This is a genomic window from Streptomyces sp. NPDC021356 (assembly GCF_040641015.1).
GTDB lineage: Bacteria > Actinomycetota > Actinomycetes > Streptomycetales > Streptomycetaceae > Streptomyces.
This window is the reverse complement of the sequence record NZ_JBFACU010000020.1, coordinates 108,927-131,665: the sequence shown is the minus strand read 5'-3', so window position 1 is coordinate 131,665 and position 22,739 is coordinate 108,927. Positions and strand designations below refer to the sequence as shown.

The 22,739-nt window shown below is 70.3% G+C and carries 23 protein-coding genes, 1 tRNA gene and 1 pseudogene; 12 read left to right on the top strand and 13 right to left on the bottom strand.

Annotated elements, in window-relative coordinates; translation table 11 throughout:
- Positions 1-6: 6 nt before the first annotated feature.
- Together AB0G56_RS26205 and AB0G56_RS26200 are read right to left on the bottom strand one after the other, a co-directional pair.
- Positions 7-1,809, bottom strand: a complete 1,803-nt coding sequence (locus AB0G56_RS26205) for a multicopper oxidase domain-containing protein (protein ID WP_360973339.1) — start codon at positions 1,807-1,809, stop codon at positions 7-9.
- 463 nt (positions 1,810-2,272) lie between these two features.
- Positions 2,273-2,704: pseudogene (locus AB0G56_RS26200) on the bottom strand (sigma-70 family RNA polymerase sigma factor); the annotation flags it as partial.
- A gap of 84 nt (positions 2,705-2,788) precedes the next feature.
- Here AB0G56_RS26200 and AB0G56_RS26195 point away from each other — a divergent pair.
- Positions 2,789-3,247 (top strand): carboxymuconolactone decarboxylase family protein, encoded by a 459-nt coding sequence (locus AB0G56_RS26195; protein ID WP_360973337.1) that lies wholly within the window; start codon positions 2,789-2,791, stop codon positions 3,245-3,247.
- Positions 3,248-3,299: 52 nt separating this feature from the next.
- On the opposite strand, the gene AB0G56_RS26190 is transcribed toward AB0G56_RS26195, so the two are convergent.
- Entirely contained in the window at positions 3,300-3,887 is a 588-nt protein-coding gene (locus AB0G56_RS26190; protein ID WP_360973335.1) for a histidine phosphatase family protein, read from the bottom strand.
- Positions 3,888-3,995: 108 nt separating this feature from the next.
- Between AB0G56_RS26190 and AB0G56_RS26185 the strand changes: the two genes are divergently transcribed.
- From AB0G56_RS26185 to AB0G56_RS26170, 4 genes are all read left to right on the top strand, one after another.
- A tRNA-Met gene (locus AB0G56_RS26185) sits at positions 3,996-4,069 on the top strand.
- A gap of 445 nt (positions 4,070-4,514) precedes the next feature.
- Entirely contained in the window at positions 4,515-5,888 is a 1,374-nt protein-coding gene (gene dacB, locus AB0G56_RS26180) for a D-alanyl-D-alanine carboxypeptidase/D-alanyl-D-alanine-endopeptidase (protein ID WP_360973333.1), read from the top strand.
- A gap of 525 nt (positions 5,889-6,413) precedes the next feature.
- Positions 6,414-6,956: a DUF1707 domain-containing protein gene (locus tag AB0G56_RS26175; protein ID WP_360973331.1), complete on the top strand. Its 543-nt coding sequence runs from the start codon at positions 6,414-6,416 to the stop codon at positions 6,954-6,956.
- Between the two features lie 239 nt (positions 6,957-7,195).
- Entirely contained in the window at positions 7,196-8,779 is a 1,584-nt protein-coding gene (locus tag AB0G56_RS26170; RefSeq protein WP_360973329.1) for a serine protease, read from the top strand.
- A 141-nt stretch (positions 8,780-8,920) separates the two neighbouring features.
- Here AB0G56_RS26170 and AB0G56_RS26165 read toward each other — a convergent pair whose 3' ends face one another.
- The 3 genes from AB0G56_RS26165 to AB0G56_RS26155 all read right to left on the bottom strand — a co-directional run bounded on the left by AB0G56_RS26165 (position 8,921) and on the right by AB0G56_RS26155 (position 11,464).
- On the bottom strand, positions 8,921-9,841 hold the full coding sequence (locus AB0G56_RS26165; RefSeq protein ID WP_360973327.1) for a cupin domain-containing protein: 921 nt from the start codon (positions 9,839-9,841) through the stop codon (positions 8,921-8,923).
- A gap of 4 nt (positions 9,842-9,845) precedes the next feature.
- Entirely contained in the window at positions 9,846-10,289 is a 444-nt protein-coding gene (locus AB0G56_RS26160) for a hypothetical protein (RefSeq protein WP_360973325.1), read from the bottom strand.
- A 386-nt stretch (positions 10,290-10,675) separates the two neighbouring features.
- The gene (locus AB0G56_RS26155; RefSeq protein WP_360973323.1) at positions 10,676-11,464 is read right to left on the bottom strand and encodes an SDR family oxidoreductase; all 789 of its coding nucleotides are present in this window, start codon (positions 11,462-11,464) and stop codon (positions 10,676-10,678) included.
- Positions 11,465-11,585: 121 nt separating this feature from the next.
- Between AB0G56_RS26155 and AB0G56_RS26150 the strand changes: the two genes are divergently transcribed.
- Positions 11,586-12,167 (top strand): helix-turn-helix domain-containing protein, encoded by a 582-nt coding sequence (locus tag AB0G56_RS26150; protein ID WP_360973321.1) that lies wholly within the window; start codon positions 11,586-11,588, stop codon positions 12,165-12,167.
- A 78-nt stretch (positions 12,168-12,245) separates the two neighbouring features.
- A complete protein-coding gene (locus AB0G56_RS26145) occupies positions 12,246-12,719 on the top strand; it encodes an NUDIX domain-containing protein (protein WP_360973319.1) in 474 nt (157 codons plus the stop codon).
- 102 nt (positions 12,720-12,821) lie between these two features.
- Here the strand turns inward: AB0G56_RS26145 and AB0G56_RS26140 are convergent, their stop codons facing one another.
- Positions 12,822-13,367: an XRE family transcriptional regulator gene (locus tag AB0G56_RS26140; protein ID WP_360973317.1), complete on the bottom strand. Its 546-nt coding sequence runs from the start codon at positions 13,365-13,367 to the stop codon at positions 12,822-12,824.
- Between the two features lie 229 nt (positions 13,368-13,596).
- Here AB0G56_RS26140 and AB0G56_RS26135 point away from each other — a divergent pair, with 229 nt between their 5' ends.
- Entirely contained in the window at positions 13,597-14,871 is a 1,275-nt protein-coding gene (locus AB0G56_RS26135; protein ID WP_360973316.1) for a benzoate/H(+) symporter BenE family transporter, read from the top strand.
- 154 nt (positions 14,872-15,025) lie between these two features.
- On the top strand, positions 15,026-15,943 hold the full coding sequence (locus AB0G56_RS26130) for a DMT family transporter (RefSeq protein WP_360973315.1): 918 nt from the start codon (positions 15,026-15,028) through the stop codon (positions 15,941-15,943).
- 454 nt (positions 15,944-16,397) lie between these two features.
- Here the strand turns inward: AB0G56_RS26130 and AB0G56_RS26125 are convergent, their stop codons facing one another.
- On the bottom strand, positions 16,398-16,571 hold the full coding sequence (locus tag AB0G56_RS26125; RefSeq protein WP_360973313.1) for a CsbD family protein: 174 nt from the start codon (positions 16,569-16,571) through the stop codon (positions 16,398-16,400).
- Positions 16,572-16,709: 138 nt separating this feature from the next.
- On the opposite strand from AB0G56_RS26125, the gene AB0G56_RS26120 reads away from it, so the two are divergent.
- On the top strand, positions 16,710-16,880 hold the full coding sequence (locus AB0G56_RS26120) for a hydrophobic protein (RefSeq protein WP_360973311.1): 171 nt from the start codon (positions 16,710-16,712) through the stop codon (positions 16,878-16,880).
- A 394-nt stretch (positions 16,881-17,274) separates the two neighbouring features.
- Here the strand turns inward: AB0G56_RS26120 and AB0G56_RS26115 are convergent, their stop codons facing one another.
- Positions 17,275-18,405 (bottom strand): NAD(P)/FAD-dependent oxidoreductase, encoded by a 1,131-nt coding sequence (locus AB0G56_RS26115; RefSeq protein WP_360973309.1) that lies wholly within the window; start codon positions 18,403-18,405, stop codon positions 17,275-17,277.
- Positions 18,406-18,458: 53 nt separating this feature from the next.
- Here AB0G56_RS26115 and AB0G56_RS26110 point away from each other — a divergent pair, with 53 nt between their 5' ends.
- Positions 18,459-19,145: a TetR/AcrR family transcriptional regulator gene (locus AB0G56_RS26110; protein WP_360973307.1), complete on the top strand. Its 687-nt coding sequence runs from the start codon at positions 18,459-18,461 to the stop codon at positions 19,143-19,145.
- A gap of 118 nt (positions 19,146-19,263) precedes the next feature.
- Here the strand turns inward: AB0G56_RS26110 and AB0G56_RS26105 are convergent, their stop codons facing one another.
- The gene (locus AB0G56_RS26105; RefSeq protein WP_360973305.1) at positions 19,264-19,644 is read right to left on the bottom strand and encodes a helix-turn-helix domain-containing protein; all 381 of its coding nucleotides are present in this window, start codon (positions 19,642-19,644) and stop codon (positions 19,264-19,266) included.
- Positions 19,645-19,742: 98 nt separating this feature from the next.
- Between AB0G56_RS26105 and AB0G56_RS26100 the strand changes: the two genes are divergently transcribed.
- Complete coding sequence (locus tag AB0G56_RS26100) at positions 19,743-20,675, top strand: NADP-dependent oxidoreductase (RefSeq protein WP_360973303.1); 933 nt, start codon at positions 19,743-19,745, stop codon at positions 20,673-20,675.
- On the opposite strand, the gene AB0G56_RS26095 is transcribed toward AB0G56_RS26100, so the two are convergent.
- From AB0G56_RS26095 to AB0G56_RS26085, 3 genes are all read right to left on the bottom strand, one after another.
- A complete protein-coding gene (locus tag AB0G56_RS26095; RefSeq protein ID WP_360973369.1) occupies positions 20,665-21,108 on the bottom strand; it encodes a helix-turn-helix domain-containing protein in 444 nt (147 codons plus the stop codon). The genes AB0G56_RS26100 and AB0G56_RS26095 overlap by 11 nt on opposite strands.
- Before the next feature lie 56 nt (positions 21,109-21,164).
- Positions 21,165-21,398, bottom strand: a complete 234-nt coding sequence (locus AB0G56_RS26090; RefSeq protein ID WP_360973301.1) for a hypothetical protein — start codon at positions 21,396-21,398, stop codon at positions 21,165-21,167.
- 405 nt (positions 21,399-21,803) lie between these two features.
- The gene (locus tag AB0G56_RS26085; RefSeq protein ID WP_360973299.1) at positions 21,804-22,730 is read right to left on the bottom strand and encodes an NADP-dependent oxidoreductase; all 927 of its coding nucleotides are present in this window, start codon (positions 22,728-22,730) and stop codon (positions 21,804-21,806) included.
- Between the last annotated feature and the right edge of the window lie 9 nt (positions 22,731-22,739).

Genomic DNA, 22,739 nt, shown 5'->3' with positions numbered 1-22,739 from the left:
ATCGCGTCAGCGGCCGTGGCCGCCGCGGTGACCGTGGTCTTCATCGTCGTGGCCGTCGTGGCCGTCGTGATCGCCGCGGCCGACGATCGTCCACGGACGCATGAGGTCGTCGTCTTCGTGTTCGAGGAGGTGGCAGTGGTGGATGTACGTCGCCGGCAACTCCGCGCCGCTGTCCGGAATCGACGCGATCGTCTCCGTCGGCGGGACGAACTCCTGAATGATGATCCTGGTCACCATCTTCGCGTGGGCCTTGACCGTGTCCTTGTAGGACAGTGCTTCGTCCGGCTCCGGCGGAACGGGCGGGCCGGTGAAGTATCGCGCCAGCACCGGTCGGTCCTCCGGTTTGCGGCTGCCGTAGACCCACTTGTCGTAATCAGCCTGGTAGCGGGCCGCGTCGATCGGTTGCCTGTTCAGCACCTGGAAGTTGACGAGGTGGACATGCATCGGGTGGGCGTCATGGTTGGGATTGATGTACTCCCAGATCTCGGACGAGCCCTCCTCGATGAAGTCCTGGGACGGTTCCATGAACGGCACCGCGTTGAACGTCATGGTACTGAAGAGCTTGTGCTGGTACACGACCCATTCCCGCCGACGGGTGTGCGGTTCCGGCTCGATGGGTGCGACCGCGGGCAGTCTGAGTTTCTTGGGCGGCGTCGTACGGTCCCTGCCTCCGGACAGCGGCTTGGTGACCTGGAACTGCATGATCTCCGCGATCTCCGGTCCGCAGCCGGTGATTCCGGGGAAGTGGACCTGCGTCCCTGGGAAGTTCGTCAACGTGACGTTCGTACCCATGGGCATCCGACTGAAGTCGACGATCAGGTCGTACCGCTCGGCGGGGCTGATCAGGAAATCGAGCATTTGCAGCGGAGTGCGGAAGCCGCCGTCTGTGCCGATGAGCCAGAACGGCAGTTGGGGCTCGGGGAGTACGTCTCTGGGAACGTCGAACCTCAGCCGCCAGAAGCGCTCGTTCGAAGCGTTGAGAATGCGCAGCCGGTAGCGTCGCGGCTCGACGGCCAGGAAAGGGTACGCCTTTCCGTTGACGACCGGGGTGTCCTCGCCTTCCCGCTGGTCCATGGTGTAGGCGAGCGAGCCGTCCCGGTGGAAGGTCCGGTCCTGAAGGACGAGAGGGACCTCGAATTCGCCTTGCGGCAGCCCGAGCCACTCGTCGGCGTGGTCACGAACGAAGTAGAGACCGGCAAGGCCCGCGTAGACGTTGAGGCTGGTCATCCCCATGCCGTGATCGTGATACCAGAGCATGCACGAATGGTCGTGATTGGTGTAGCCGTAGATCGCTTCGTTGGCTTCGACCCGGTCCGGGTCCAGGGTGGTGTAGGACTCGGCGTGAAAACCGTCCGGGCTGTACGACTGCAGTGGCATGCCGTCGGACTGTGGTGCCGTGTAACCGCCGTGCTGGTGTACGACGTTCCACACGTTGATGTTCGCAGGGATGGGCGGGACGCTCTTGTAGGGAGGCGGGGCGATCGGGGAGAGCTGGGGGTCTCCCTCCCGGATCTTGTCGATCACGGACTGGAACATGTGGGTGGTCGGCAGCTCGTTGCGCCACTTGACGACCGTCGGGTGGTCACGCATCGTGTTGATGGTCGGCCCGAGATAGCCCATGCCGATCGGTTTGTGAGGAGCGTGCGGGTTCGTGGCCCAGTAACCCCACACAGGGGACGGCGCGAGATCCCGGTGGAAGCGCCACGACTCCTGCCGCATGGTGATCTCGTAGTAGTCGGCGCCCGGATAGACGGAAGGATCCGGGATGGCTGCTGCCGGCCTCGGCAGCGGGTCGACGTACTTCTTCAACGGAGGAGTATTCAGCGCCGGGGTGTCCGTGCACCCTGTCGGCGGGTGAGCAGTCGTCGCACCGGCTCGCGCTCCCAGAACACCTGGTGAAAACATGGCCGCTGCCCCCATGGTGCCGGCCGCGAGGAATTTCCTTCGCTCGATCATCGTCTCCAGCCTTCCATCGCCTCACGCAACGGCCAAGAGATACAGGGGCGATTCGGACATGTTGCCGCGGCACGCTGGCCCCGGCCGAGGAAAGCCACTCATTGAGCCGATCTCGGCGGAAATTCAGCCGACATTGGAATTGAAATCGAATTATTACCGTCAGTCTGAATACATGAGAACGCGGCATCCGGTGTGGACCACTTCGAGTATGCGCGGTCTTCGCCGGTAGACAGTCACACCGGTTCCGGCAGGTCCATGAGCGCGAGTTCGGCCGGGTCGACCACGGCGGTGATCTCAGTGATGTGGCCGTCGGCGTGCCGATCTCCGCGAAGGGTACGGCGAACACGTCGTGCAGCACGAACGCCAGTCGTTCGTCGGGGCGCAGTGAGTCGAGAACTGTGGGGAGCGCGAGGCCGACAAAGTCCCCGATCGCCGCGAGGTCTTCCGGAGCGGGAGCGTCGTCGAGCGTCACGGTGAATTCGGGCAGCCGGTCGTCGAAGGAGACTTCCGGGCGCGTCCGGCCCGACCGCAGGACATCGAGGCTGATGCGGCCGACCACGGTGGTCAGCCAGCCGCCGAGGTTGTCGATGGTGTCGGTGTCCTGGCGGGACAGACGCAGCCACGCCTCTTGGACCACGTCTTCCGCATCGGCATGTGATCCGAGCATGCGGTGGGTGACGGCGCGGAGCCGGTCACGGTGGGACTCGAAGGCGTCGGCGATCGGGTCTGCGGGATGGGTGCCGGCCATGTCGTCACCTCCGTGGAAGCTGCTCCGTCATAGGGATGACGCGCACAGGCACCGAAACGTAACCCGATGAAGGAGAGCACCCCCATGGAAAACCGGCTGAAGAACAAGAACACGAACAACCCCGGTGTGCGGAGCGCGGTCCAGCATCTCCAGAAGGCGATCGCCGCCGGGGGAGTCGCCCCGAAGCTGCTCGCTCCGGTGCACCTGCGCGCCAGCCAGATCAACAACTGCTCGGCGTGCGTCTACGCCGGTGTCGCCGGGGCGAAGAAGGCCGGTGACACCGACGAGCGGTTGCACAACGTGGCGGCGTGGCGTGAGGCGCCGTTCTACACCGACGCGGAACGTGCGGCACTGGCCCTGACCGAGGCCGCCACCCGGCTGCAGGACGGTGCGCCGGGTGTCACCGACGAGATCTGGGAAGAGGCCGACGCCCACTTCACCGAGGAACAGATCGGCGCGATCAACCTGGAGATCGCGCTGACCGACTTCTTCAACCGGATCAACCGCACCATCAAGGAACCGGCCGGCAAGACCTGGGGCTGAGCCCGGCGAAGTCCCTTGCCTCTCGCGTCAGCGGTGACGCAGCGGGCTCGCGCTAGGGGACGTTCCAGGCGGAGATGAACGGTTGCCCGTCCTCGGCGGCCAGGAAACTGAGGGTGCCGGGATGCGGGTGTCCGAGCAGTCGGCTCGCGGACGCGTCGAGTCCGAGCCAGCGTACGGTGAGCACGCGGGCGAGATGGCCGTGCGCGACGACGGCGACATCGCCCTCGCTCAGCAGCGGACGAATGCGGTCCAGCACGGCGTCCGTGCGCGCGGCCACCTGCGGGAGCTGCTCGCCGGGATGATCGGCGTCGCCGGGAATGACGCCGTCCCGCCACAGGTCCCAGCCCGGCCTCGACTCCCGGATCTGGTCGGCGGTCAGGCCTTCGTAGCCGCCGTAATCCCACTCCGACAGGTCGGGATCCGGTTTGACGCCGGTCAAGCCGGCCAACTCGGCTGTCCGCATGGCACGGTGCAGCGGGCTGCTGAGCACGGCGACCAGACGGCGGCGTGCCAGCCTCGGTGCCAGAGCCCTGGCCGCCGCCTCACCCGCGTCGGTCAGCCGCACGTCGGTCCGGCCGGCATGCCGGCCCGACAGGCTCCACTCCGTCTGGCCGTGCCGGATCACTATCAGCTCACCCATAGCCGCGCACGCTATCCGATCGTGTGCCACCCCGAGGCACCTTCCACGCCCTCGTCCGGGGCTGACGTCCATCGCCGGCCTGTGGACTGTGTAGACTGGTCCTACCGACGCGGGGTGGAGCAGCTCGGTAGCTCGCTGGGCTCATAACCCAGAGGTCGCAGGTTCAAATCCTGTCCCCGCTACGAAGGAAAGGGGCCCGGCACCAGCCGGGCCCCTTTCGGGTTTCCAGGGGCGAGCAGGTGATCGTCTTCGCCTTCCCACCGAGCGCAGACGAGCCCTGGTCCCCGGCGTATTGGTCGGAACAGCCGAGACGGAACGGCTCGGGAACCACCCCGACTACGACTTCCTCCGCAGAGGCCCCGCCGAGGGTCGCACGGGCGTACGGCCGGGTTTGCGGCTCAAGGCGATCGACGCCGTCGGTTCACCGGCCGCTGCCCGGCTGCGGCCCCCTTCGATTTCCACACACAAGACGATCAGCTTCGTTTCGTGTCGGACACATGCCGTCGCAACTTGCTCACAACCGTTGTCCCCGTACCTGAGAAGCGCATATGACGGCTGGTAACGTGCGCGCCGTTCGACCCACAGAACCACCCACAGAACCATGCAATCGATCCTTGGATTCGTTTTATGACTGGTACGCCAGACGAAACCCCCACGAACTCCTTCGTCCCGGGCGGCAACCGCCGGCACCGCAAAGCGAGAGTGAGCCGCATAGGCGCGCGCCGCTCCCTCGTCCTCGCGATGGCCGTACCCGTGGCTTCCGCCACGCTGGCCGGCACCTCGGCCTTCGCCGCCGACGGGAGCACCGGCGCTGACTCAACGGCCCAGGGCGTCACCGCCGGCCGGACCGGCACCCTCGACGCCGACGACGCGCAGCTCGTCAAGAGCCTCAACGAGCGCATCGCCGACAAGCGTCTCGGCTCCGACGTCAGCGGCGTCGTCCTCGACGGCGACTCCGACGCCACCCTGTGGGACCACAACGGTTCCACCGCGCTCATGCCGGCCTCCAACGCCAAGCTCGCCACGGCGACCACCGCCTTGACGCTGATGGGCCCGAACCACAGGTTCACCACCAAGGTCGTCTACGGCAACGGCACCCTCACCCTCGTCGGCGGCGGCGACCGCACTCTGACCAGTGCCGGCCTCGCCGAGATGACGAAGGCCGCGGTCGCCGGGCTGAAGGCGGCAGGCAGGACCGACGTCAAGGTCCGTGTCGACGACAGCCTGTTCGCCGAACCCAGCCTCGCCAACGGCTGGAACCAGGGCTACTACCCTACGGAGGTGACGCCGGTCCGTTCGCTCGTCGTCGACGGTGCCGCCGTGGAGGACACCTCCATCGACGCCGGCAAGGTCTTCGCCAAGCAGCTCACCGCGGCCGGCATCACCGTCGACGGCGAAGTCGGCCGCGCGACGGCGAGCCGCTCCGACGTACCGGTGGCGCAGCACACCTCCGCGCCGCTGTCGGACATCGTCAAGCAGATGCTCAAGACCAGCGACAACAACATCGCCGAGACCTTGCTGCGGATGGCCGCCGTGACGACGGGGAAGCCGGCCACCTTCGAGGGTGGCGTGGAGCTCGTCCGCCAGGTGCTGAGCTCGTACGGGGTGTCCCTCGACAACTTCGAGTTGCACGACGGCAGCGGTCTCTCCCGCGCCGACCGCATCCCGGCTGCGACCCTCGCGCAGCTCCTCGACAGGATCACGGAAGCCCCTGCCCTCAGCTCCATTCTGGACGGTCTGCCGATCGCCGGCGAGGCCGGCTCCAGCCTCGGCCCGGAGTGGGGACGCTTCGACGACGCGCACTCCAAGTGCGCCGTCGGCAAGGTGCACGCCAAGACCGGCACGCTCACCGGTGCCGTCGCGCTCAGCGGTGTGACGAGGACCGAGGACGGTGAGTGGCGGATCTTCTCGTTCATCGAGAACAACTCCACGGCCGCCCCAGCGGCCATCAAGGACGCCATGGACGGCCTCGCCGCGACGGTGAACGGGTGCTGGGCCTGATCAGTCGTCGATCCTGAGGCGCCGGGGCTCGCGTGCCGGCCTGCGAACCCCGGTGCCCTTCCCGGCAGTTGACTCCTCCGACAGCTCTTCGACACACCCGACTGTGAGGAGTTTCGGTGAGAGTTCTCGTCGGTGCCCCGACCGCGGAACGGATCGGCGGGTGAACCGGGCTGTGCCGGACGCCGGCCTCGACCACGTCGTCGACACCCTCCCCGCCCGCACCGCCGCTCTGCCGCCCGGCGGACGGCGTTCTGCTGTACCCCGCCGACAGCAACGACTGCGAGGTCACCGATCCGAGCCCCCGGGCCCGCGGCGCCGACCTGGGTGAGTCGTTCCGGTTCATCGCCGACCACCAGCGCCGCCAGGGCATGGAGGGGCTGCGAACCGTCCCGCATCTGTCCCGGCCCGGACGCTGCCGGTGGCTGAAGACCGCCCCGGCGCGGACCGCGAAGACGGCCGTCGGCACAGCGCTCACCCGACGGATTGGCCACGTCCGCACCGCTGACGCGGCGCTAGAGTGAAACGGTGACGTCCTTGCCGGAAGATCCGTTTGCACTGATCAGCGAAGACGACCGTGACGCGGCCGTGAACCGCTTGCAGGAGGCGTACGCCCAAGGAGATATCTCGCATCAGGAGATGGACGAACGCCTCCACCGAGTGCTCACTCTTACGACGCAGGGCGACCTAGTGTCGGCCATGGCCTCGCTCCCGGTGGAAAAGCCTCCCACCACGTCCACGATCGCCACCGCCGGCGGGTGGATCCGGCGACGCGGCGCATGGCGGGTGCCGCGCATCCTCAAGGTCGAGTCCGCATACGGGAAGGTGAATCTGGACCTGTCGCGGGCGGTCATCGAGCACCCTGTCGTCGACATCGAGCTGCAGCTTCCTTACGGCAGGGCCAGGATCACGGTGCCTCGCGACGCGATCGTCGACATCGAGGATCTGCACAGCGGGTGGAAGGACCCGAGGTACAAGCCGAGGCGGCGCTCCCGCTCTGGCGGGCCGAGGATCCGGATCTCCGGGGCCATGGGGTACGGACGGCTGAGGATTCGCCACGCGTGGCGTTGACTCTCGGTGGGCGGCCAGGACGTCGTGGTGGCGGGCGTTGGCGTTCACGAGCGAGTCGCAGAACGGCGTGTGGACCTGGCTGCTGCGCCCCGCCTGATACACGGGTGAGGCCCTTCGGAGGACCGCCGAGTCCAGGATCGAGAGGCGAAGGGGGCGGCCGGGAGCCGTTCCCCCGCACGAGACCGATCGAGCGATCGACGGCGGCCGGTCACAGGCCGAAGGCAAAAGGGGAGTCACACGTGCACAAGCGGATCAGTCCGAGGGCGGCTGCCGTCCTGACGACGGCGGTGATCGCCGCGACCTCGACCGTGGCGGCCACGCCGTCGGCGCAGGCCGTCGTGGGGGGAACCGAGTCGGCCCGAGCCTACTCGTTCATGGGCTCGTTCCAGCCGTCCTACCCCGCGCCGCCGCGCCCGGACGGACACGGCTGCGGGGTGGAGGTCCTCGCGCCGCAGTGGGTTCTGACCGCCGGCCACTGCGCCGGCCGGAACCCGACCGGGGCGAAGTCGGGTGTCCCACGGGGGTGGAAGGTCCGGGTCGGGTCGCTGGACACCACCTCCGGCGGCGAGGTCGCCGAGGTCGACCATTACTACCGGCTGGCGACCAACAACGACGAGGGAGGGTTCTGGGGCCGGGACATGGCGTTGCTGCACCTGCGGACACCGGTCCGCGCCAAGCCCGTCCGGATCGCCTCGGCCACGCCGGCCGACAACACGCCCGTCCGCATCCTGGGCTGGGGCATGACCTGCGACGACTACGCCGATCCGGCGTGCTTCCCGACACGGCTGCGGCAGGCGGACACCGTGGTGCAGCCGGACTCGATGTGTCCGTCGCACGCCTTCGGCGAGTTGTGCGTCGGCAGTGCCGACGGCAGCGTCGCCGCGTCGAACATGGACTCCGGTGGGCCCGCGCTGGTCCGCGAGCGCGGCCGGTGGGCGGTGGCCGGGGTGGTCAGCGGCCCCGACGAGAGCGGCAGGACGCTCTACACGGATGTCACCCGGCACGCCGACTGGATCAACGGCATCATCACCGGCACCGACGTGCCCCCCGACGATCGGATCCCGAACGTGGAAGGCGCCGTGGATCTGGGCAACTGCGTGGGTTCCGTCGTCAGCGCCCCGGCTTCCCGGCCGCGGGACCCCGCACTGTTGCTGACCAACGGTCACTGTGTGGAAGGACAGCGGCCCGCGCCCGGCACCGCGCTGCAGGACCGGCCGGCCGACCGCGAGGTACCGATCGCCGACCGGCAGGGCTACCCCCGGACCACCGCCCGCGCGAAGCGGCTGCTGTACGCGACGATGACCGGCACCGACATCGCCCTCTACCGCCTGGACAAGACCTACGCGCAGTTGAAGGCCGAGGGCGCGAAAGTCTTCCGCCTCACCTCCACTCCCGTGCGCGCGGGTGATGCGCTGACCCTGGCCTACACCGGCGGCCGCCTCGACTGCACCGCGGAGGCCGTGGTCACGCACCTGCGGGAGGGTGGCTACCAGCAGGACGACTCGATCCGCTACGCCACGAGCGAAGGCTGCGCCCCGTGGGCCGGAACCTCCGGTTCGGCACTGCTGGGCCCCGACGGCGCAACGGTCGTGGGGATCCACAACACCCACAACGAAGCCGGCGAGCAGTGCACCGACAACAACCCCTGCGAGGTGGGCCCGGACGGAGTCGAGACCTCCGTACGGGGACGTGGCTACGGCCAGCAGGTCTCCGTGATCGCGGCCTGCCTCACCGAGGGATCGAAGCTGGACCTCTCCCATCAGGGCTGCACCCTGACCGGCGCCACGTCACGGCGCAGCGGCGCCCGGGACCAGGCACATTGACCCGCTCGACGACCCCGGTGGCCCGGCCCCGGCCGGCTCGGGGCGGAAAGACGCCACCGTGCGATCACACCGACTTCCGCCCGCACGCTGCCAGTTGTGTTCTTCTCCGTCGGTGCAGCAGGTCGAGCGGACCCAGCTCCTTCAGTCAGGCAGGCGGCTTTCACGTGTCGCGTCGGCGAGCGGGCCCCGCTGTCCGGGCTTCGGTGATGGTGCGACGGCGCGCATGCGGCCGCGGGCTCGGGCGACCAGGGTCTCGGCGGTCACTCCGGACAGGGCCGTGCGGGCCGCGGCGAGCATCTGGTCGGCTGCGTCCAGGAGTTGGGCCTCGCCGATCGGGCGCAGCGGGACGCTCCGGGCGGACAGGAGGTCGGCCAGGGCGGCGTGCAGGTGGCTTCCGCCCGCCTCGCGTACGGTGAACGACAGATGGGCGGACGCGTGGGCGCCGGTGGCGAGGGCGCGGTGCGCGTGGCCGCGCGGGACGTAGAGGATCTCGCCGGGGGCGAGGTGAGCGGTGAATTCGGGCGCGTCGGTCACGGCGGCGGCGCCGGGGGCCCACCGGTCGGTGTCCGGGGCGCCGTACAGGTGCCAGTCCTTGGTTCCGCTGATCTGGACGACGAGGACGTCGGCGTCGTCGCGGTGCACCGGTCGGCCTCGGGTGCCCGGCGGGGTGACGAAGTAGAGCGCCTCCACCTGGCGGCCGAGTCGCTCCCGCATCGATGCGCAGAAGCCGCGGATGCCGGGGTGCCACTGGTCCACGTAGCGCAGCAGCAAGGTCGCCCCGGTCTGCAGTTCCCGTACCGCGGCTCCGTCGACGTAGCCGTGTCCGATGCGGTTCAGGACCGCACGGGGCGGGCAGTACCGGGGCAGTTCGACCTCTCCCTCCTCCGTGGCCAGTTGCAGGTACGGCACCCGCAGCAGACCGGTGTCGAGCCAGTGGTCCAGTTCGTCGAGCGGGAACAGCTCGCTCGGCGGGTCCGCCGGGCGGAACACCGCAGGTTCGCCTTGCGCGAGGGTGGTGTGGAAGGTGTCGGTGTCGTCGGTGAGGCGGTGCAGCACGTCCATGGCGTCAGGTCCTCGGTGCAAGCTTGATCAGCGGGTAGTACGGCCGGGCCGCTTCGATCGCGGCCGCGAAGGAGTCGAACCCCCGGTCCAGTGCGTGGATCTCGGCGTCGGCGCGGGTGCCGCCCCACTGGGCCAGCAGCAGGTCGGCGATCCGCTCGGGAAGGATCCGGTCCACCGTGAAGTCAGGCCTGTTCCGGGACAGTTCGTCGGTGAAGCGGTGGCAGGCGGCTGCCGTGCGCGCCGTCCGGGCGAACTCGGCGGTGGGTTCCAGGTCGTCGAGCAGCATCGCGTCCGCGCCGGTCCCGGGGTCGGTCTCGAAGCTGCGGGACAGGAACAGGCGCAGCTGGTCGTGCCGGTCGCCGCCGGCCGTCTCCTCCTCGGTGAGCCATGGGCGCAGGAAGGCGAAGCCGTCCTCGTGGCGACCTCCGGCGTCCGGTTCCGGGTACACGCCGCGATGCACGCCATGGGCGACCGCCGCGTCGCCTCCATGGTTTGTCGTGCGCTCAGGAGCAGGCAACCGCCGACGCCGGCCGGTGGGCCCGCCGGGTCAAGGACTCGCTGCACAAAGGTAGGGAGGGGCGAACTCGCTGACAAGGGGTCAGGTGCGTCCTCGCCCCGGGATCTCCGCCGGCCGGGCACCGGCTCGACCGGCCGACGCGAGGCCGGCCTCGGCCGGAACCGAGGCGAGTGGGCACATCACAGAAGTCGGACCAGAGCCCTACGGGATGGACGAAGCCAAGCGGGCCTTCCGGCCGATTCAGGTGGGTGCAGTCGGCCTGAAGTGACCTGCTCGGGCCGGGAAGCCGCGGGCCGGACCACGCCTTGGACGTCGTCTCAGACGGTCTTGACGGACCCACCGTCCATCAGCAGGTCTGTGCCGGACATGCCGGCCGCCAGGGGCGAGGCGAGGTAGGCGACAGCCGTGGCGACCTCGGACGGTTCCAGCAGGCGTCCGATGGTCATGCCCGTCGCGGCCGGGATCTGAGCAAGCAACTGCTCGTGCGTGACCCCCATGGAGCGGGCCAGCTCCGCGCCGTAGCCATCGGGGCTCTCCCACATCGCGGTACGCACCGCGCCCGGCGAGATGGTGTTGACACGCACGCCCTGCGGCCCGAACTCCTCCGCCAGTGCCTTGCCGAAGGCGGTCAGCGCGGCCTTCGCGGTGGTGTAGGTGACGGGCCCGGCATGCGGCATCCGGGCGCCGTTGGAGGAGATGTTGACCAGCGCTCCGCGGCGGCGCAGCAGGCTGGGCAGCGCCGCCCGGCTGGTCCGCACGGCGGCCAGGAAGTTCAGGTCGAGGGACTGCTGCCACTGCTGGTCGGTGAAGGAGAGGAAGCCGCCGGTCTGGCCTTCTCCGCTGTCGCCGCCGCCGACGTTGTTGACGAGCAGGTCGAGGCCGCCGAGTTCGGTGGTGGCGCGCTCGATCAGCTGGGCGGGGGCGTCGGGGGTCAGCAGGTCCACCGGTACGGCCAGGGCGCCCGTCTCCTTCAGCTCCGGGGTGATGGTGCGGGCGGCGGCGACCACGTGAACGCCTTCGGCGGTGAGCGCTTGGACGATGGCCAGTCCGATGCCGCGGCTCGCGCCGGTGACCACGGCGGTGGTGTTCGTCAGCTGCAGATCCATGGGTGCACTCCTGTCGTGGCTATGAACCAGTCGCGACTTCAGCGACGCAATGAAGCTATTAGACGCAACATCAGTGTTGCAAGTAATCCATGATGCGCGTCTTGGATGTACTGTCTGCTTCATGGAGACGAGGGGGCGCGCGCTGCGCGCCGACGCGGAGCGGACCGTGCGGACGATCCTGGAGGCGGCCGAACGCGTGCTGGCCGCCGACCCGGCGGCGACCATGGAACAGATCGCAGCGGCGGCCGGGGTGGCCCGCACCACCGTGCACCGGCGCTTCGCCACCCGCGAGGCATTGGTCGAGGCGCTGGTGACCTGGGCGACCGAGCGGTTCCACCAGGCCGTGGAGGCCGCCCGCCCACTCACCTCCCCGCCGCTGGTGGCCCTGCACCAGGTGACCGTCAACGTCCTTCAGGTGAAGATCGGCTGGAGCTTCGCGATGAGCCGGACCGCTCCGTCCGACCCCGAGGCGGCGCGGGTGCACGCCGACGTCCTGGCCCAGTGCGAGCAGCTCTTCCGTCGCGCGCAGGAGGCCGGCCTGCTGTCGGCCGACACCGACCTGGAGTGGGCCCGCCGGGTCTACTACGCCCTGATCCACGAAGCGGCCGAAGAAGGGCGGGAGGTGGTCGACACCGGCGCCGTCGACCAGCTGGCCGCACGTGTCGTGGCCACCCTGCTGCACGGAGTCGGGGCACCGGTGTAGGGCGTGGAAGGCCCCTGCGCTCGCGACCCCGCACGGAACTCACACGTCGGGACAGGGTCCGGTGGGAGGTGTGGGGGAATGAGTTTCCGGCTGGCGGCATACGCCGTGTGCATCGAGGACGGGCGGCTGCTGCTCGCCCGTCACGTGCCGGCGAAGGGCGAGAGCGACTGGACCCTGCCGGGCGGCAGGGTCGAGCACGCGGAGGATCCGTTCGACGCGGTGATCCGGGAGGTCGCTGAGGAGACCGGCTGCGACGCGGTGGCCGAACGCCTGCTGGGTGTGGACTCCCGGGTGATCCCCGCGGCCGAACGTGCCGTCCCCGGCGGACCGGAGCATCAGAACGTCGGCGTCTTCTACCAGGTCCGCATCACCGGCGGCCGGCTGCGGCCGGAGCCGAACGGCGAGATCGCCGAGTCGGTCCGGACCGCGATTCCCGATGTCGCCCGCCTGCGCCGGTCATCGCTGGTCGACATCGGCCTCGCCCTGGCTCAGACCCTCCCGGCGACCGGCCACGTCGCCGCCGTCCCGGTCGGCGGTCTGACCCGGCACTGAGGCACCACCGGCATCCCAACCGGCCGATCCGCGGGCGGCGTCGCGGTTCCACCTGCCGCCGCGGCTGAGCACCGCGCCGTCCACCGGCTGTCGCCCCGGAGGTCAGAGCGCGGCCGCCGGGTAGCGTACGAAGAGGATGCCGTGCGCGTCGCCGTGCGGGGCGCTGTAGAGGTGCGCGGTGTCGGCCGGCCAGCACACCGACTCGCCCGGCCCGACGCTGCCCGGCGCGTCCAGGGTTCCCACGACGGCCGTCCCGCTCAGGATCATCAGGCTCTCCGTCGTCCCCGCGACGTGTGCGGCGGACTCCTGCGTGGCACCCGCGGCGATGGTGATCCGGAAGACGTCGGTGACCGCCTCGGCGTTCTCGTGCCGCTCGATCAGGACCGCCGTGACCGCACTGCCGAAGACGGCGCCCTCGTGCTGCCGGGTGTACGGCGGCAGGTCGCCGCCGAGTACCGCGCTGAGCGGCCGGTTGAGTGCCGTGGTCAGCGCGTAGAGAGTCTCGAGCGTGGGGTTGCGGGTGCCGCTCTCCAGCTCCGAGAGCGTGCCCTTGCCCACGCCGGAGCGCCGTGCCAGCTCCGAGAGTGTCAGTCCCCGGGCCGTGCGCAGCTCCCGGAGCCTGCGCCCCACCTCGTCGTTCAGCCCCATCGCCGGTCGCGCTCCCGCTCTCGTCGCCCTGGTTGACGGTTCTCGGCCCCCCTGCCTAGTGTTCCACAAACAGAACGTTCCGTTTATGGAACGATCGGAAACACCCGCGCCCGGAACACCCGGAGCACCCGCAACGCTCGGAACACCCGCAACGCTCGGAAAACCCGCAACGCTCGGCGCCCCTGCCGAGCACCCGCACCTCACCGCCCCGCCTCGGAAGTTGCCCCGCATGCCCTCCTTCACCGCCCGTGTACGCGCGGCCGCCCCACCGTCGGCCGTGGCCGCCGGCCTGATCGCCGTCACCGTCGGCGTCACCAGTTCAGCCGCGCTCGTGTTCACCGCGGCGAAGGCGGCGGGCGCGGGGTCCCGGGAGATCGGCTCCTGGATGCTCGCGCTCGGCGTCGGGCTCGCCCTCACCTGCGTCAGTCTCTCCCTGCGGCATCGCGCACCCATCGTCACCGCGTGGTCCACACCCGGCGCGGCCCTGCTCGCGACCAGCCTCACCGGGGTGTCCATGGGACGGGCCGTCGGCGCGTTCGTCTGCTCGGCCCTTCTCGTCCTCATCACCGGCCTGACCGGGTGGTTCGCCCGCGCCATGGACCGCATCCCCGTACCGCTCGCCTCGGCCCTGCTCGCCGGAGTACTGCTGCGGTTCGGCACCGGACTGTTCAGCACGATGCAGGACAGTTTCGCGATCGCCTTCCCCGTCTTCGTGCTCTATGTCCTCGCGCGCCGCATCGCTCCGCGGTACGCCGTACTGCTCGCCCTCACAGGCGGCGTCCTCGCCTCGGTCCTCACCGGGGGATGGCGCCTGGACAAGCTGCGGGTCTCGCTCGCGACACCCGTCTTCGTCGCACCGGACTTCGACTGGAAGGTCCTGATCAGCGTCGGGGTGCCGCTGTTCGTGGTCACGATGGCCTCGCAGAACCTGCCCGGGGTCGCCGTGCTCCGCGGCTCGGGCTACGACGTGCCCGTGTCCCCGCTGATGACGTGGACCGGAGCGGTCAACGTCCTGCTCGCCCCGTTCGGCGCGTTCGGCTTGAACCTCGCCGCCATCACCGCCGCCATCTGCACCGGTGAGGAGGCGCACCCGGACCGGACCAAGCGGTACACCGCCGCCGTGTGGGCCGGGGTCTTCTACCTCTGCGTCGGTGTGTTCGGCGCCACCGTCGCGTCCCTGCTCACCGCCATGCCGAACGCCCTGGTGCTCGCCACGGCGGGTGTCGGTCTGCTGGCCACCATCGAAAGCTCCCTGACCACGGCCCTGTCCGACAAGTCGTCGCGGGAGGCCGCCGTCGTCACGTTCCTCGCCACCGCGTCCGGTGTCACGCTCCTGGGCATCGGCTCCGCCTTCTGGGGACTGCTCGCCGGTGCTCTCACCACCGTCATCGCGACCGTCGGACGACGCGGCCGAGCGACGCCCGCGGCCCCGGCACCCGCGGCCCCGGCACCCGCGGCCCTGACGCCCGCCCAGAACCACGCGGGGGACGCTTCCTCGCAGTAGGGGGACCGATGGGAGCCGCGGTCCTGCAGAAAGGCGGGTCAGAAGCCGTTTCCGGTCGTCCAGTATGTCTTAATCTGCCCATACGAGGTCTGGTGTCGCCGAAACCGGTCGACCGGTGGACGGTACGCGTCCTTCATGGACCTAGGAGGCCGCCTTGCTCAGTCCCTTCCTGGCCGTGCTGGCTGCCATGGCCAATGCTCTGGCGTCGGCGTTGCAGCGCAAAGCTGCCCGGGAGGAGTCCACCGAGGAGAACATGAGCCTGAGCCTGGTGTGGCACCTGCTGCACCGGCCCGTCTGGCTCGGCGGGGTGCTGTCACTGATCGCGGGGTTCCTGCTGCAGGCGGTCGCCCTCGGTTCCGGGCAGATCTCGGCGGTCCAGCCGCTGCTCGCGCTGGACCTGCCCGTGGCGCTGATCCTGTCCGGCTTCTTGCTCGGGAACCGGCTGGGCCGCCGCGAATGGGTGGCCTCGGCGGTCATGGCCGCGGGCGTGGCCGGACTGGTACTCGCGCTGGGGCCCGGTCAGGGCAGATCCTCGTCGGTGTCCTGGGTGGGATGGCTGATCGGCGGAGGAGCCAACGTCGTACTGATCGCGGCCGGCGTCCTGTGGGCGAGGGCGGTGTCGGGCACCCGCAGGGCCGCGGTACTCGGGGTGACCACAGGGTGTGCCTTCGGACTGACCGCCGCGCTGATCAAAGGGGTGACGACCCGCTACTCCCAGGGCCTGTCCGCCGTGTTCACCGGCTGGCAACTGTGGGCCATGATCGCCGTCGGCGCCTGCGCGATGTTCCTTCTGCAGTCGGCGATGAACGCGGGCGGCCTGCTGGCCACACAGCCCGGCCTGACCATGACCGACCCGGTCATCGGCATCCTCTGGGGCGTGCTGGTCTTCCACGAAAGGGTCCGCGGCGGACTGTTCATCCTCCTGGCGGTCCTGTGTGCCGCGGCGGCCGCGGCGGCCGTGATGGTGCTGGCCCGCTCCCCGCTGCTGAGCGGCACGTCAGGCGCACAGGGGGAAGCCGGTCAGGCGGACGACGACGTGAGCCCCGCCGCCCGGCCGGACGGCGACACGTGAGGCCGTACCGGCGCCTGGACCCCCTGACGGGGCGGTTCTGCGGTCCTCACCGTTGCCGCCGGCCTGCGCGCGAAGTACGGGACGGGTCCCACGCACCTGGGGTTCTGGAATCCGGTGACCGTGTTCTGCGACGGGTGAGCCGTAGTCCACCGTCCCTCTCCTGACGCACATGGGCAGGCAGAGGGCACGTCGGCCGCGGGGCCGCCCGCCAACAGCCCCCGTCCGTCGGCATGCTGCGTCCGTCAGCCGTTTCGGCATCCACCCTTGTGTGAGTTGCTGCCTGCCCCTTTTCCGGACCCAAGGGTTCCGGCAAGGATTTCCGGAGGGAAAGAAGACGTGGGACAGCGCCTTCCAGCGGCCAGGATCTCCCGGCCGCTGACGACAGCACAGAGGGGGCCTTCCATCACCAGGAAGACCCCCTCGTTTTCCTGAGGGTCGAGGGGCGAGAGGGACGTCAGTGCCTGAACGCGTCCTTCGCCTTCTCCTTGGCCTCGCGGGCGTCGCCGGTGCTCTTCTCGGCCTGTCCTTCGGCGGCCATACGGTCGTTGCCGAGGGCGCCGCCCACCATCTCCTTGGCCTTGCCCTCGGCCTGCTCGGTCTTCGCCTTGGCCTTCTCGCCGGCACTCATGGAATGGGCCTCCTCAGAGCTTCCGTTCGCTGTTGCGGTGACCGGCTCGTGCCCCGACTCTCTCCCCGCAAACAAAGGCACATTCGAGGAATGAGCACCATGATGCAGGGCAGTCGGAGGGTCAGGAGGTAGATAACTATGGTTCCCCTTTTGCTTGTCCTGCTTCTCGCGCTCATCCTTTTCGGCGCCGGCTTCGCCCTCAAGATCCTGTGGTGGGTGGCCCTGATCGTCCTGGTGGTGTGGCTGCTCGGCTTCGTCATGCGCTCCACCAGCGCCGGCGGCAGCCGCGGCCGTTGGTACCGATGGTGACCTGACACCGATGGTGACCTGGTACCGATGGTGACCTGACACCGCACACCTGCCCTGTGGGGCCCGGCCGAGAACACGGCCGGGCCCCACAGGGCTGTCCGGGAGGCGGCCGGGGGGTGCCGCCGGTCGTCGTATCGGGCGGATGCGTCCCCAAACAGGTTCCGGAGCAGGTGCGTTGCAGTCGGGGGCGGGGCGGACACGCGCGACAGGAACCCGTGCGACCTTCAGTTCACGTCCCCGCCCTCGGCCCCACCGGCTCGGTGTGACCGGGCCGCCTCGTCTGCTCGGACGTACCAGCGCGTCCCCAGCCGCCTCACGCGGGGCCCGAACCCGATGCTCATCGGTCACCAGGCGTGGCTGGACGGCCTCGTCGCCGCCAAGTGGCCAAGTCCAGTCAGGATGACTGGACTTGGTCGAAGAGAGCGAGGGCTTCGGCGGGGTCCGGGCTCACGAGGCGTTCCAGACCCGCCGTCGTGATCTTCGCCCACCTGCCGGCGCGTGCCCACATGTGTTCCTCGAAGGCGCGGACGGCCTCGTCCAGATCTCCGGGGCCGGTGGCGATGGACTCGGCGAGTTCGGCGCCTTCCAGCATCGCGAGGTTCGCGCCCGCCCCCAACGGGGGCATCAGGTGGGCGGCGTCGCCCAGCAGTGTCACCCCGGGGACGTGGGTCCAGGTGTGGGACACGGGCAGGACGTAGAGGGGGCGGTGGACGAAAGCGGTGCCGTGGCGGAGGAGGTCGAGGACGGGATCGGCCCAGCCGTCGAACAGAGCCAGCAGGCCCGATCGCACGGCCGCCACGTCGGCCAGGTCCAGGTTCGTGTGCCACTCCAGCGGCGCGCGGAACTTGGCGTACACTTTGACGTGGCCGCCGCTGTTGCGCTGGGCGACGAGAGATCGGTTCTCGCCGTACACGGCCACGGAACCGTCGCCGATCAACGGGGCGAGGTCAGGGTGGCGGGTGTCGATGTCGTCCAGGGAGGTCTCGACCGAGGTGACGCCGGTGTAGTGCGGCGTCGCCGACGAGACCGCCGGGCGGACCCGGGACCAGGCGCCGTCCGCGCCGACCACGAGGTCGAACGTCTCCTGTCGCCCGTCCGCGAAATGGACCAGTACGCCGTCCCCGCCCCCGTCCCGGGGCCCTGGCACCACCCGCGTCACGCCCCGCCCCCACCGGACATCGAGAGGGCCGAGCAGCAGATCGCGGAGTTGCCCGCGGTCGATCTCGGGATTGGCTCGGTCCTCAGGACGGGGCCGCCAGTCGCGCAGGACGGCCCCAGCCGTGTCAAGAATGCGCATGGCCTGTCCCTCGGGACGGGACAGTGCCTGGAACTCCGTCAGCAGCCCCGCCTTGTCCAGCGCGAGCTGGCCCAGCCCTTCGTGCAGGTCCAGCGTGCCGCCAGGAGGGCGGGCGTCGGGGGCGGAGTCGCGTTCGAGGACGGTGACGGGGTGGTCATGGCGGTGCAGGACGCGGGCGAAGGCAAGGCCGGCAGGGCCACTGCCGACCACAGCGATACGGTGCCTCATACCGATACACTGTATTATCTCTTTACGATGCATCGCAACGGTACGGTGGAACTATGACTGTGTGGGACCGACCCGAGCCGCCGAGACGCCCCGTACCGCTCGACCGGGAGCGGATCGTGGCCGCCGCCGTCGCGCTGGCCGACGAGGGCGGGCTGGAGGCGGTGTCCCTGCGCAAGGTCGCCGGCCGGCTGGGCGCCGGCCCGATGCGGCTGTACGGATACATCTCCACCAAGGAGGAGCTGTTCGACCTCATGGTGGACGAGGTCCACGCCGAGATCGTCCCCGAGGAGCAGCCCGGTGACTGGCGGGAGGCGCTGCGCATTGCCGCCCACCGCACCAGGCAGGCCGCTCTCCGTCACGAATGGCTCGCCGACCTTCTCGGGGGCCGCCCGGCCCTTGGGCCGAACGGCCTCGCCGTGACCGAGGCCAAGCTGGCCGCCCTGGACGGCCTCGCCGACATCGACACCGTCCTGCGCGCTGTGGAGACGGTCAGCGCCTACTCCACCGGCGCGATCAGGCGCGAGATCGCGAACCTGCGGGCCGAGCGTGCCACGGGCCTGTCCACGCCCGACTGGCAGCGCGCCTCCGGCCCGCATGTGACGAGAATGCTGGCCACGGGCCGCTTCCCGGCGCTGGCCAAGGCCGTCCACGACGGCACGGACGTGGACGCCGAGGCGTCCTTCGCGACCGGCCTGGACTGGGTCCTCGACGCCGTGGCCGCCCAACTCACCCGGCCCTGATCGTCTTCTCGGAGCGTCCGCCGGCAGGTCACCGGAAGCGGGGGCCGCGCGGGCGGTCGGGTCAGCGGTAGCGGCTGTGCCTGGCGGATGAGACCGGTGAGACGCTTGTGCGGGAGCCTCAGCCGCTGTGGGTGACCGGCTCGGGGTCGGCGTCGAGCGCATCGAGGACCGCGTCGCCGTTCGCCCTCGCCCACTCGGTCAGCATGTGGATCGGATCGATCAGCGTGGCCCCGAGCGGTGTGAGTTCGTACTCGACGCGGGGCGGCGCCTCGGCGTAGGCGTGGCGGCGGACGAGTCCGTGCGCCTCGAGCCGTCGGAGCGTCTGGGTGAGCATCTTGCGGGAGATGCCACCGATCAGCTCGATCAACCCGCCATGGCGCACCGGGCCCTTGCTGAGGCCGTAGAGCACGACCACCGTCCACTTGTCGGCGATCAGCTCGACCGCCAGACGCGCCGGACAGTCGGCGAGAAAGGGATCACCGGGACCGAAACCGCTCATGGCGGCAAAGGTACCTGCTGGTTCCTGTCGGAAACATAGCCTGGCTTCTCTCCCCCCTTTCCGAGCCAGTTCCGAGCCAGTTCCGAGCCAGGAGAGTCATGCGAGTCATCACCCAGCAGACGTTCGGCGGTCCCGAGGTGCTCACCATCGTGGACGCGCCCGAGCCCCGGCCCCTCCCGACCGAGGTTCTCGTCCGTGTCAAGGCGATCGGGCTGAACCCGCTGGAGGCGCTCCTGCGCGCCGGCGAGTTCCCCCCGCTGCTCGGCCGGCCGCCGTTCGTCCTCGGCTGGGACATCAGCGGCGTGGTCGAGGAGGGGTCGCTGACGTACAGGTTCAGGCCCGGCGACGAGGTGTTCGGGATGCCGCTGTTCCCGCGGGCGGCGGGTGCGTACGCCGAGGTCGTGTCGGCGCCGGCGTTGCACCTGGCACGCAGGCCGGCGTCGCTCTCGCACGTCGAGGCGGCGGCACTGCCGGTCGTCGGGCTGACGGCGTGGCAGGGGCTCGTCGACCTCGGTGGCGTGAGCGAGGGGGACCGCGTCCTGGTCCACGGCGGTGGCGGCGGGGTCGGCCACGTCGCGATCCAGATCGCGAAAGCTTTCGGCGCACACGTGATCACGACTGCCAGTGGGAGCAAGCGGAAGTTCGTCGAGGGGTTCGGCGCCGACGAGGTGATCGACTACACGGCGGTCGACTTCACCGAGGCGGTCCGCGACATCGACGTCGTGCTCGACACGATCGGCGGCGACACCGTCGAGCGGTCACTCGAAGTACTCCGCCCCGGCGGTCACCTGGTGACGGCGGTCGCCGAGGAGGATCCGGCGCTCATCGCCAAGTACGAGGCGGCCGGCATGCGCTTCAGCGGCATCGCGGTCGACCCCGATCCGGTCGCCCTGCGAGGTCTCGTCGAACTCGTCGAACAGGGCAGGCTCCGGGTCCACGTGCAGGAGACGTTCCCCTTCGAGCGCGTCGCCGACGCGCACCGGCTGCTCGACGCCGGTCACCTCCAGGGCAAGCTCGTCCTCACCGTCTGATCCCGTCGTGGTGCCTCGCGTGAGCGAGGCGAGGCCCCGCTGATGAACGGCTGGTAAGTCCGGGGTTTGACATCGATGCTGAAGGACGGTCTGTGACGTGTGCCCGGGCGGGCCCGTGCGGAAGCGGCGGACTCGCGGCCGCCTGGCGTCGAACGGGCATCATGTGGCACGTACCGGCTTCGTCGTGTGTGCGGCGGGGGAGGAGCGGAATGCCCTGCGGTAGGCGGAGGGGGGTGCTCTCCAGGGCGTCCCGTATGTGCCGGCGCAGGTTCGTGCCGCTTCCCAGGCAGGTGCGGGCGGCGATGTCGTCCACGGGCAGCTCGGTCGACTCCAGCAGGTGGCGCGCGTGCTCCAGACGGGCCGAGGTGAGCCAGGCGGCGGGGGAGAGCCCGGTCTCCTGCCTGAACCGCCGGGTGAACGTCCGTACGCTCATGTGGCAGTGCGCCGCGGGGTCCTTGAGGGCCAGCCGCCTCTCCAGGTGCGCTGTCATCAGCGCCCGTGCCCCGGCCGTCGAGGACCCGCGTCCCCGGAGACCGGGTGCTCGATGTACTGCGCCTGCCCGCCGTCGCGCATGGGGGCGACGACGTGGTACCGGGCGACCCGGTTCGCCACGGAACTGCCGTGGTCCTCGCGGACCAGGTGCAGGCACAGGTCGATGGCCGTCACGCCGCCGGCCGGGATCCCGCGATCGGCCACGTACAGCGGGTCGGTGTCGAGGTCCACCGTGGGAAGAGCCGCCTGAACTGCTCGGCGTAGCGCCAGTGGGTCGCGGCCCGGCCGCCCTCCAGCAGGCCGGCGGCCGCGAGGACGAACGAGCCGGTGCACGGGACACCAGCCGGACGCGCGCCCGGGCCGCACCCTGGCGGGCGAGGAATCGACCACACAGCGGAACCGGTCCGGCTTCCGCACCGGGTTCGGCTCGGTGAGCAGGACCTCGCGCGGTCGCTGCCAGGCCCCGGCCTCGTTCCAGCCCCGCGGCCCGCGCCGGCACCTCGTGCCCGGACCGGGCCTCAGCTCCTCGCAAGGCGCCCGCCGCCTGAGTTGCGTGCGGCCGCGGCAGAGCCCCGGCGCCGGAGGCGTTCCGGGGCTCCGCCCGCCTCCCTCGGCCCGTGCCGCCCGCCGCGGGGGTCAGCCGACGGTCAGGACGATCTTCCCGGTGGTGCGGCCCTGCTCACCGATCTCGTGTGCCTTCGCGGCCTCGGCCAGCGGCAGGACCGTGTCGACCACCGGCTTCACCACGCCCTGCTCCACCAGGGCGGCGATCTCACGCAGGCCGAGGTGGTCGGGCTCGACCAGCATCCACACCGCCCGCACGTGTTCGGGGACGGCAGCCGGGACGTCGTCCGGGCCGGGCAGGGTGACCAGCCGCCCGCCCGCCCGCAGCACCTTCAGGGAGCGCTCGGCGGTCTGGCCGCCGAGCCCGTCCAGCACCACATCCACGTCCTCGACGGCATCCTCGAACCGGACCGTGCGGTAGTCGATCACCTCGTCCGCGCCCAGTTCCCGAAGCAGGTCGTGCTTGCCGGCGCCGGCGGTACCGACGACGTACGCGCCGCGCGCCTTGGCGATCTGCACGGCGAGGTGGCCGACCCCGCCGGCCGCCGCGTGCACCAGCACCCGCTCACCGGCGCGCACGCCGGCGGTGTCCACCAGGGCCTGCCAGGCGGTCAGCGCGGCCAGCGGCAGCGCCGCCGCCTGGACGTGGGTGAGGTTCGCCGGCTTGGGCGCGAGGTGGCGGGCCGGGGTGACGACGTACTCGGCGTAGGCGCCGGCCTGGCGCGGGAACAGCGGCATGCCGTAGACCTCGTCGCCGGGACGGAACACCCCCACGCCCGGTCCGACGGCCTCGACGGTGCCGGAGACGTCCCAGCCGACCGCCGGCACCTCGCCCCACTCGATCAGGGCCCCACTGGCCCGGGTCTTGAAGTCCACCGGGTTCACTCCGGCCGCGTGGACCCGGACCAGGACCTCGTTCAGTCCGGGCTCGGGCCGGGCCACCTCACGCTCGACGAGCGTCTCCGGTCCGCCCCACTGCTCCACGACCACCGCACGCATGCTGTCCGC

What these genes read in the sequence shown, in the direction of transcription:
- AB0G56_RS26195 (WP_360973337.1), top strand. Translation starts at nt 2,789, where the DNA reads ATGGAAAACCGGCTGAAGAACAAGAACACGAACAACCCCGGTGTGCGG.
- AB0G56_RS26190 (WP_360973335.1), bottom strand. Translation starts at nt 3,887, where the DNA reads ATGGGTGAGCTGATAGTGATCCGGCACGGCCAGACGGAGTGGAGCCTG.
- dacB (WP_360973333.1), top strand. Translation starts at nt 4,515, where the DNA reads ATGACTGGTACGCCAGACGAAACCCCCACGAACTCCTTCGTCCCGGGC.
- AB0G56_RS26165 (WP_360973327.1), bottom strand. Translation starts at nt 9,841, where the DNA reads ATGGACGTGCTGCACCGCCTCACCGACGACACCGACACCTTCCACACC.
- AB0G56_RS26155 (WP_360973323.1), bottom strand. Translation starts at nt 11,464, where the DNA reads ATGGATCTGCAGCTGACGAACACCACCGCCGTGGTCACCGGCGCGAGC.
- AB0G56_RS26150 (WP_360973321.1), top strand. Translation starts at nt 11,586, where the DNA reads ATGGAGACGAGGGGGCGCGCGCTGCGCGCCGACGCGGAGCGGACCGTG.
- AB0G56_RS26145 (WP_360973319.1), top strand. Translation starts at nt 12,246, where the DNA reads ATGAGTTTCCGGCTGGCGGCATACGCCGTGTGCATCGAGGACGGGCGG.
- AB0G56_RS26140 (WP_360973317.1), bottom strand. Translation starts at nt 13,367, where the DNA reads ATGGGGCTGAACGACGAGGTGGGGCGCAGGCTCCGGGAGCTGCGCACG.
- AB0G56_RS26135 (WP_360973316.1), top strand. Translation starts at nt 13,597, where the DNA reads ATGCCCTCCTTCACCGCCCGTGTACGCGCGGCCGCCCCACCGTCGGCC.
- AB0G56_RS26125 (WP_360973313.1), bottom strand. Translation starts at nt 16,571, where the DNA reads ATGAGTGCCGGCGAGAAGGCCAAGGCGAAGACCGAGCAGGCCGAGGGC.
- AB0G56_RS26120 (WP_360973311.1), top strand. Translation starts at nt 16,710, where the DNA reads ATGGTTCCCCTTTTGCTTGTCCTGCTTCTCGCGCTCATCCTTTTCGGC.
- AB0G56_RS26115 (WP_360973309.1), bottom strand. Translation starts at nt 18,405, where the DNA reads ATGAGGCACCGTATCGCTGTGGTCGGCAGTGGCCCTGCCGGCCTTGCC.
- AB0G56_RS26110 (WP_360973307.1), top strand. Translation starts at nt 18,459, where the DNA reads ATGACTGTGTGGGACCGACCCGAGCCGCCGAGACGCCCCGTACCGCTC.
- AB0G56_RS26105 (WP_360973305.1), bottom strand. Translation starts at nt 19,644, where the DNA reads ATGAGCGGTTTCGGTCCCGGTGATCCCTTTCTCGCCGACTGTCCGGCG.
- AB0G56_RS26100 (WP_360973303.1), top strand. Translation starts at nt 19,743, where the DNA reads ATGCGAGTCATCACCCAGCAGACGTTCGGCGGTCCCGAGGTGCTCACC.
- AB0G56_RS26095 (WP_360973369.1), bottom strand. Translation starts at nt 21,108, where the DNA reads ATGAGCGTACGGACGTTCACCCGGCGGTTCAGGCAGGAGACCGGGCTC.
- AB0G56_RS26085 (WP_360973299.1), bottom strand. Translation starts at nt 22,730, where the DNA reads ATGCGTGCGGTGGTCGTGGAGCAGTGGGGCGGACCGGAGACGCTCGTC.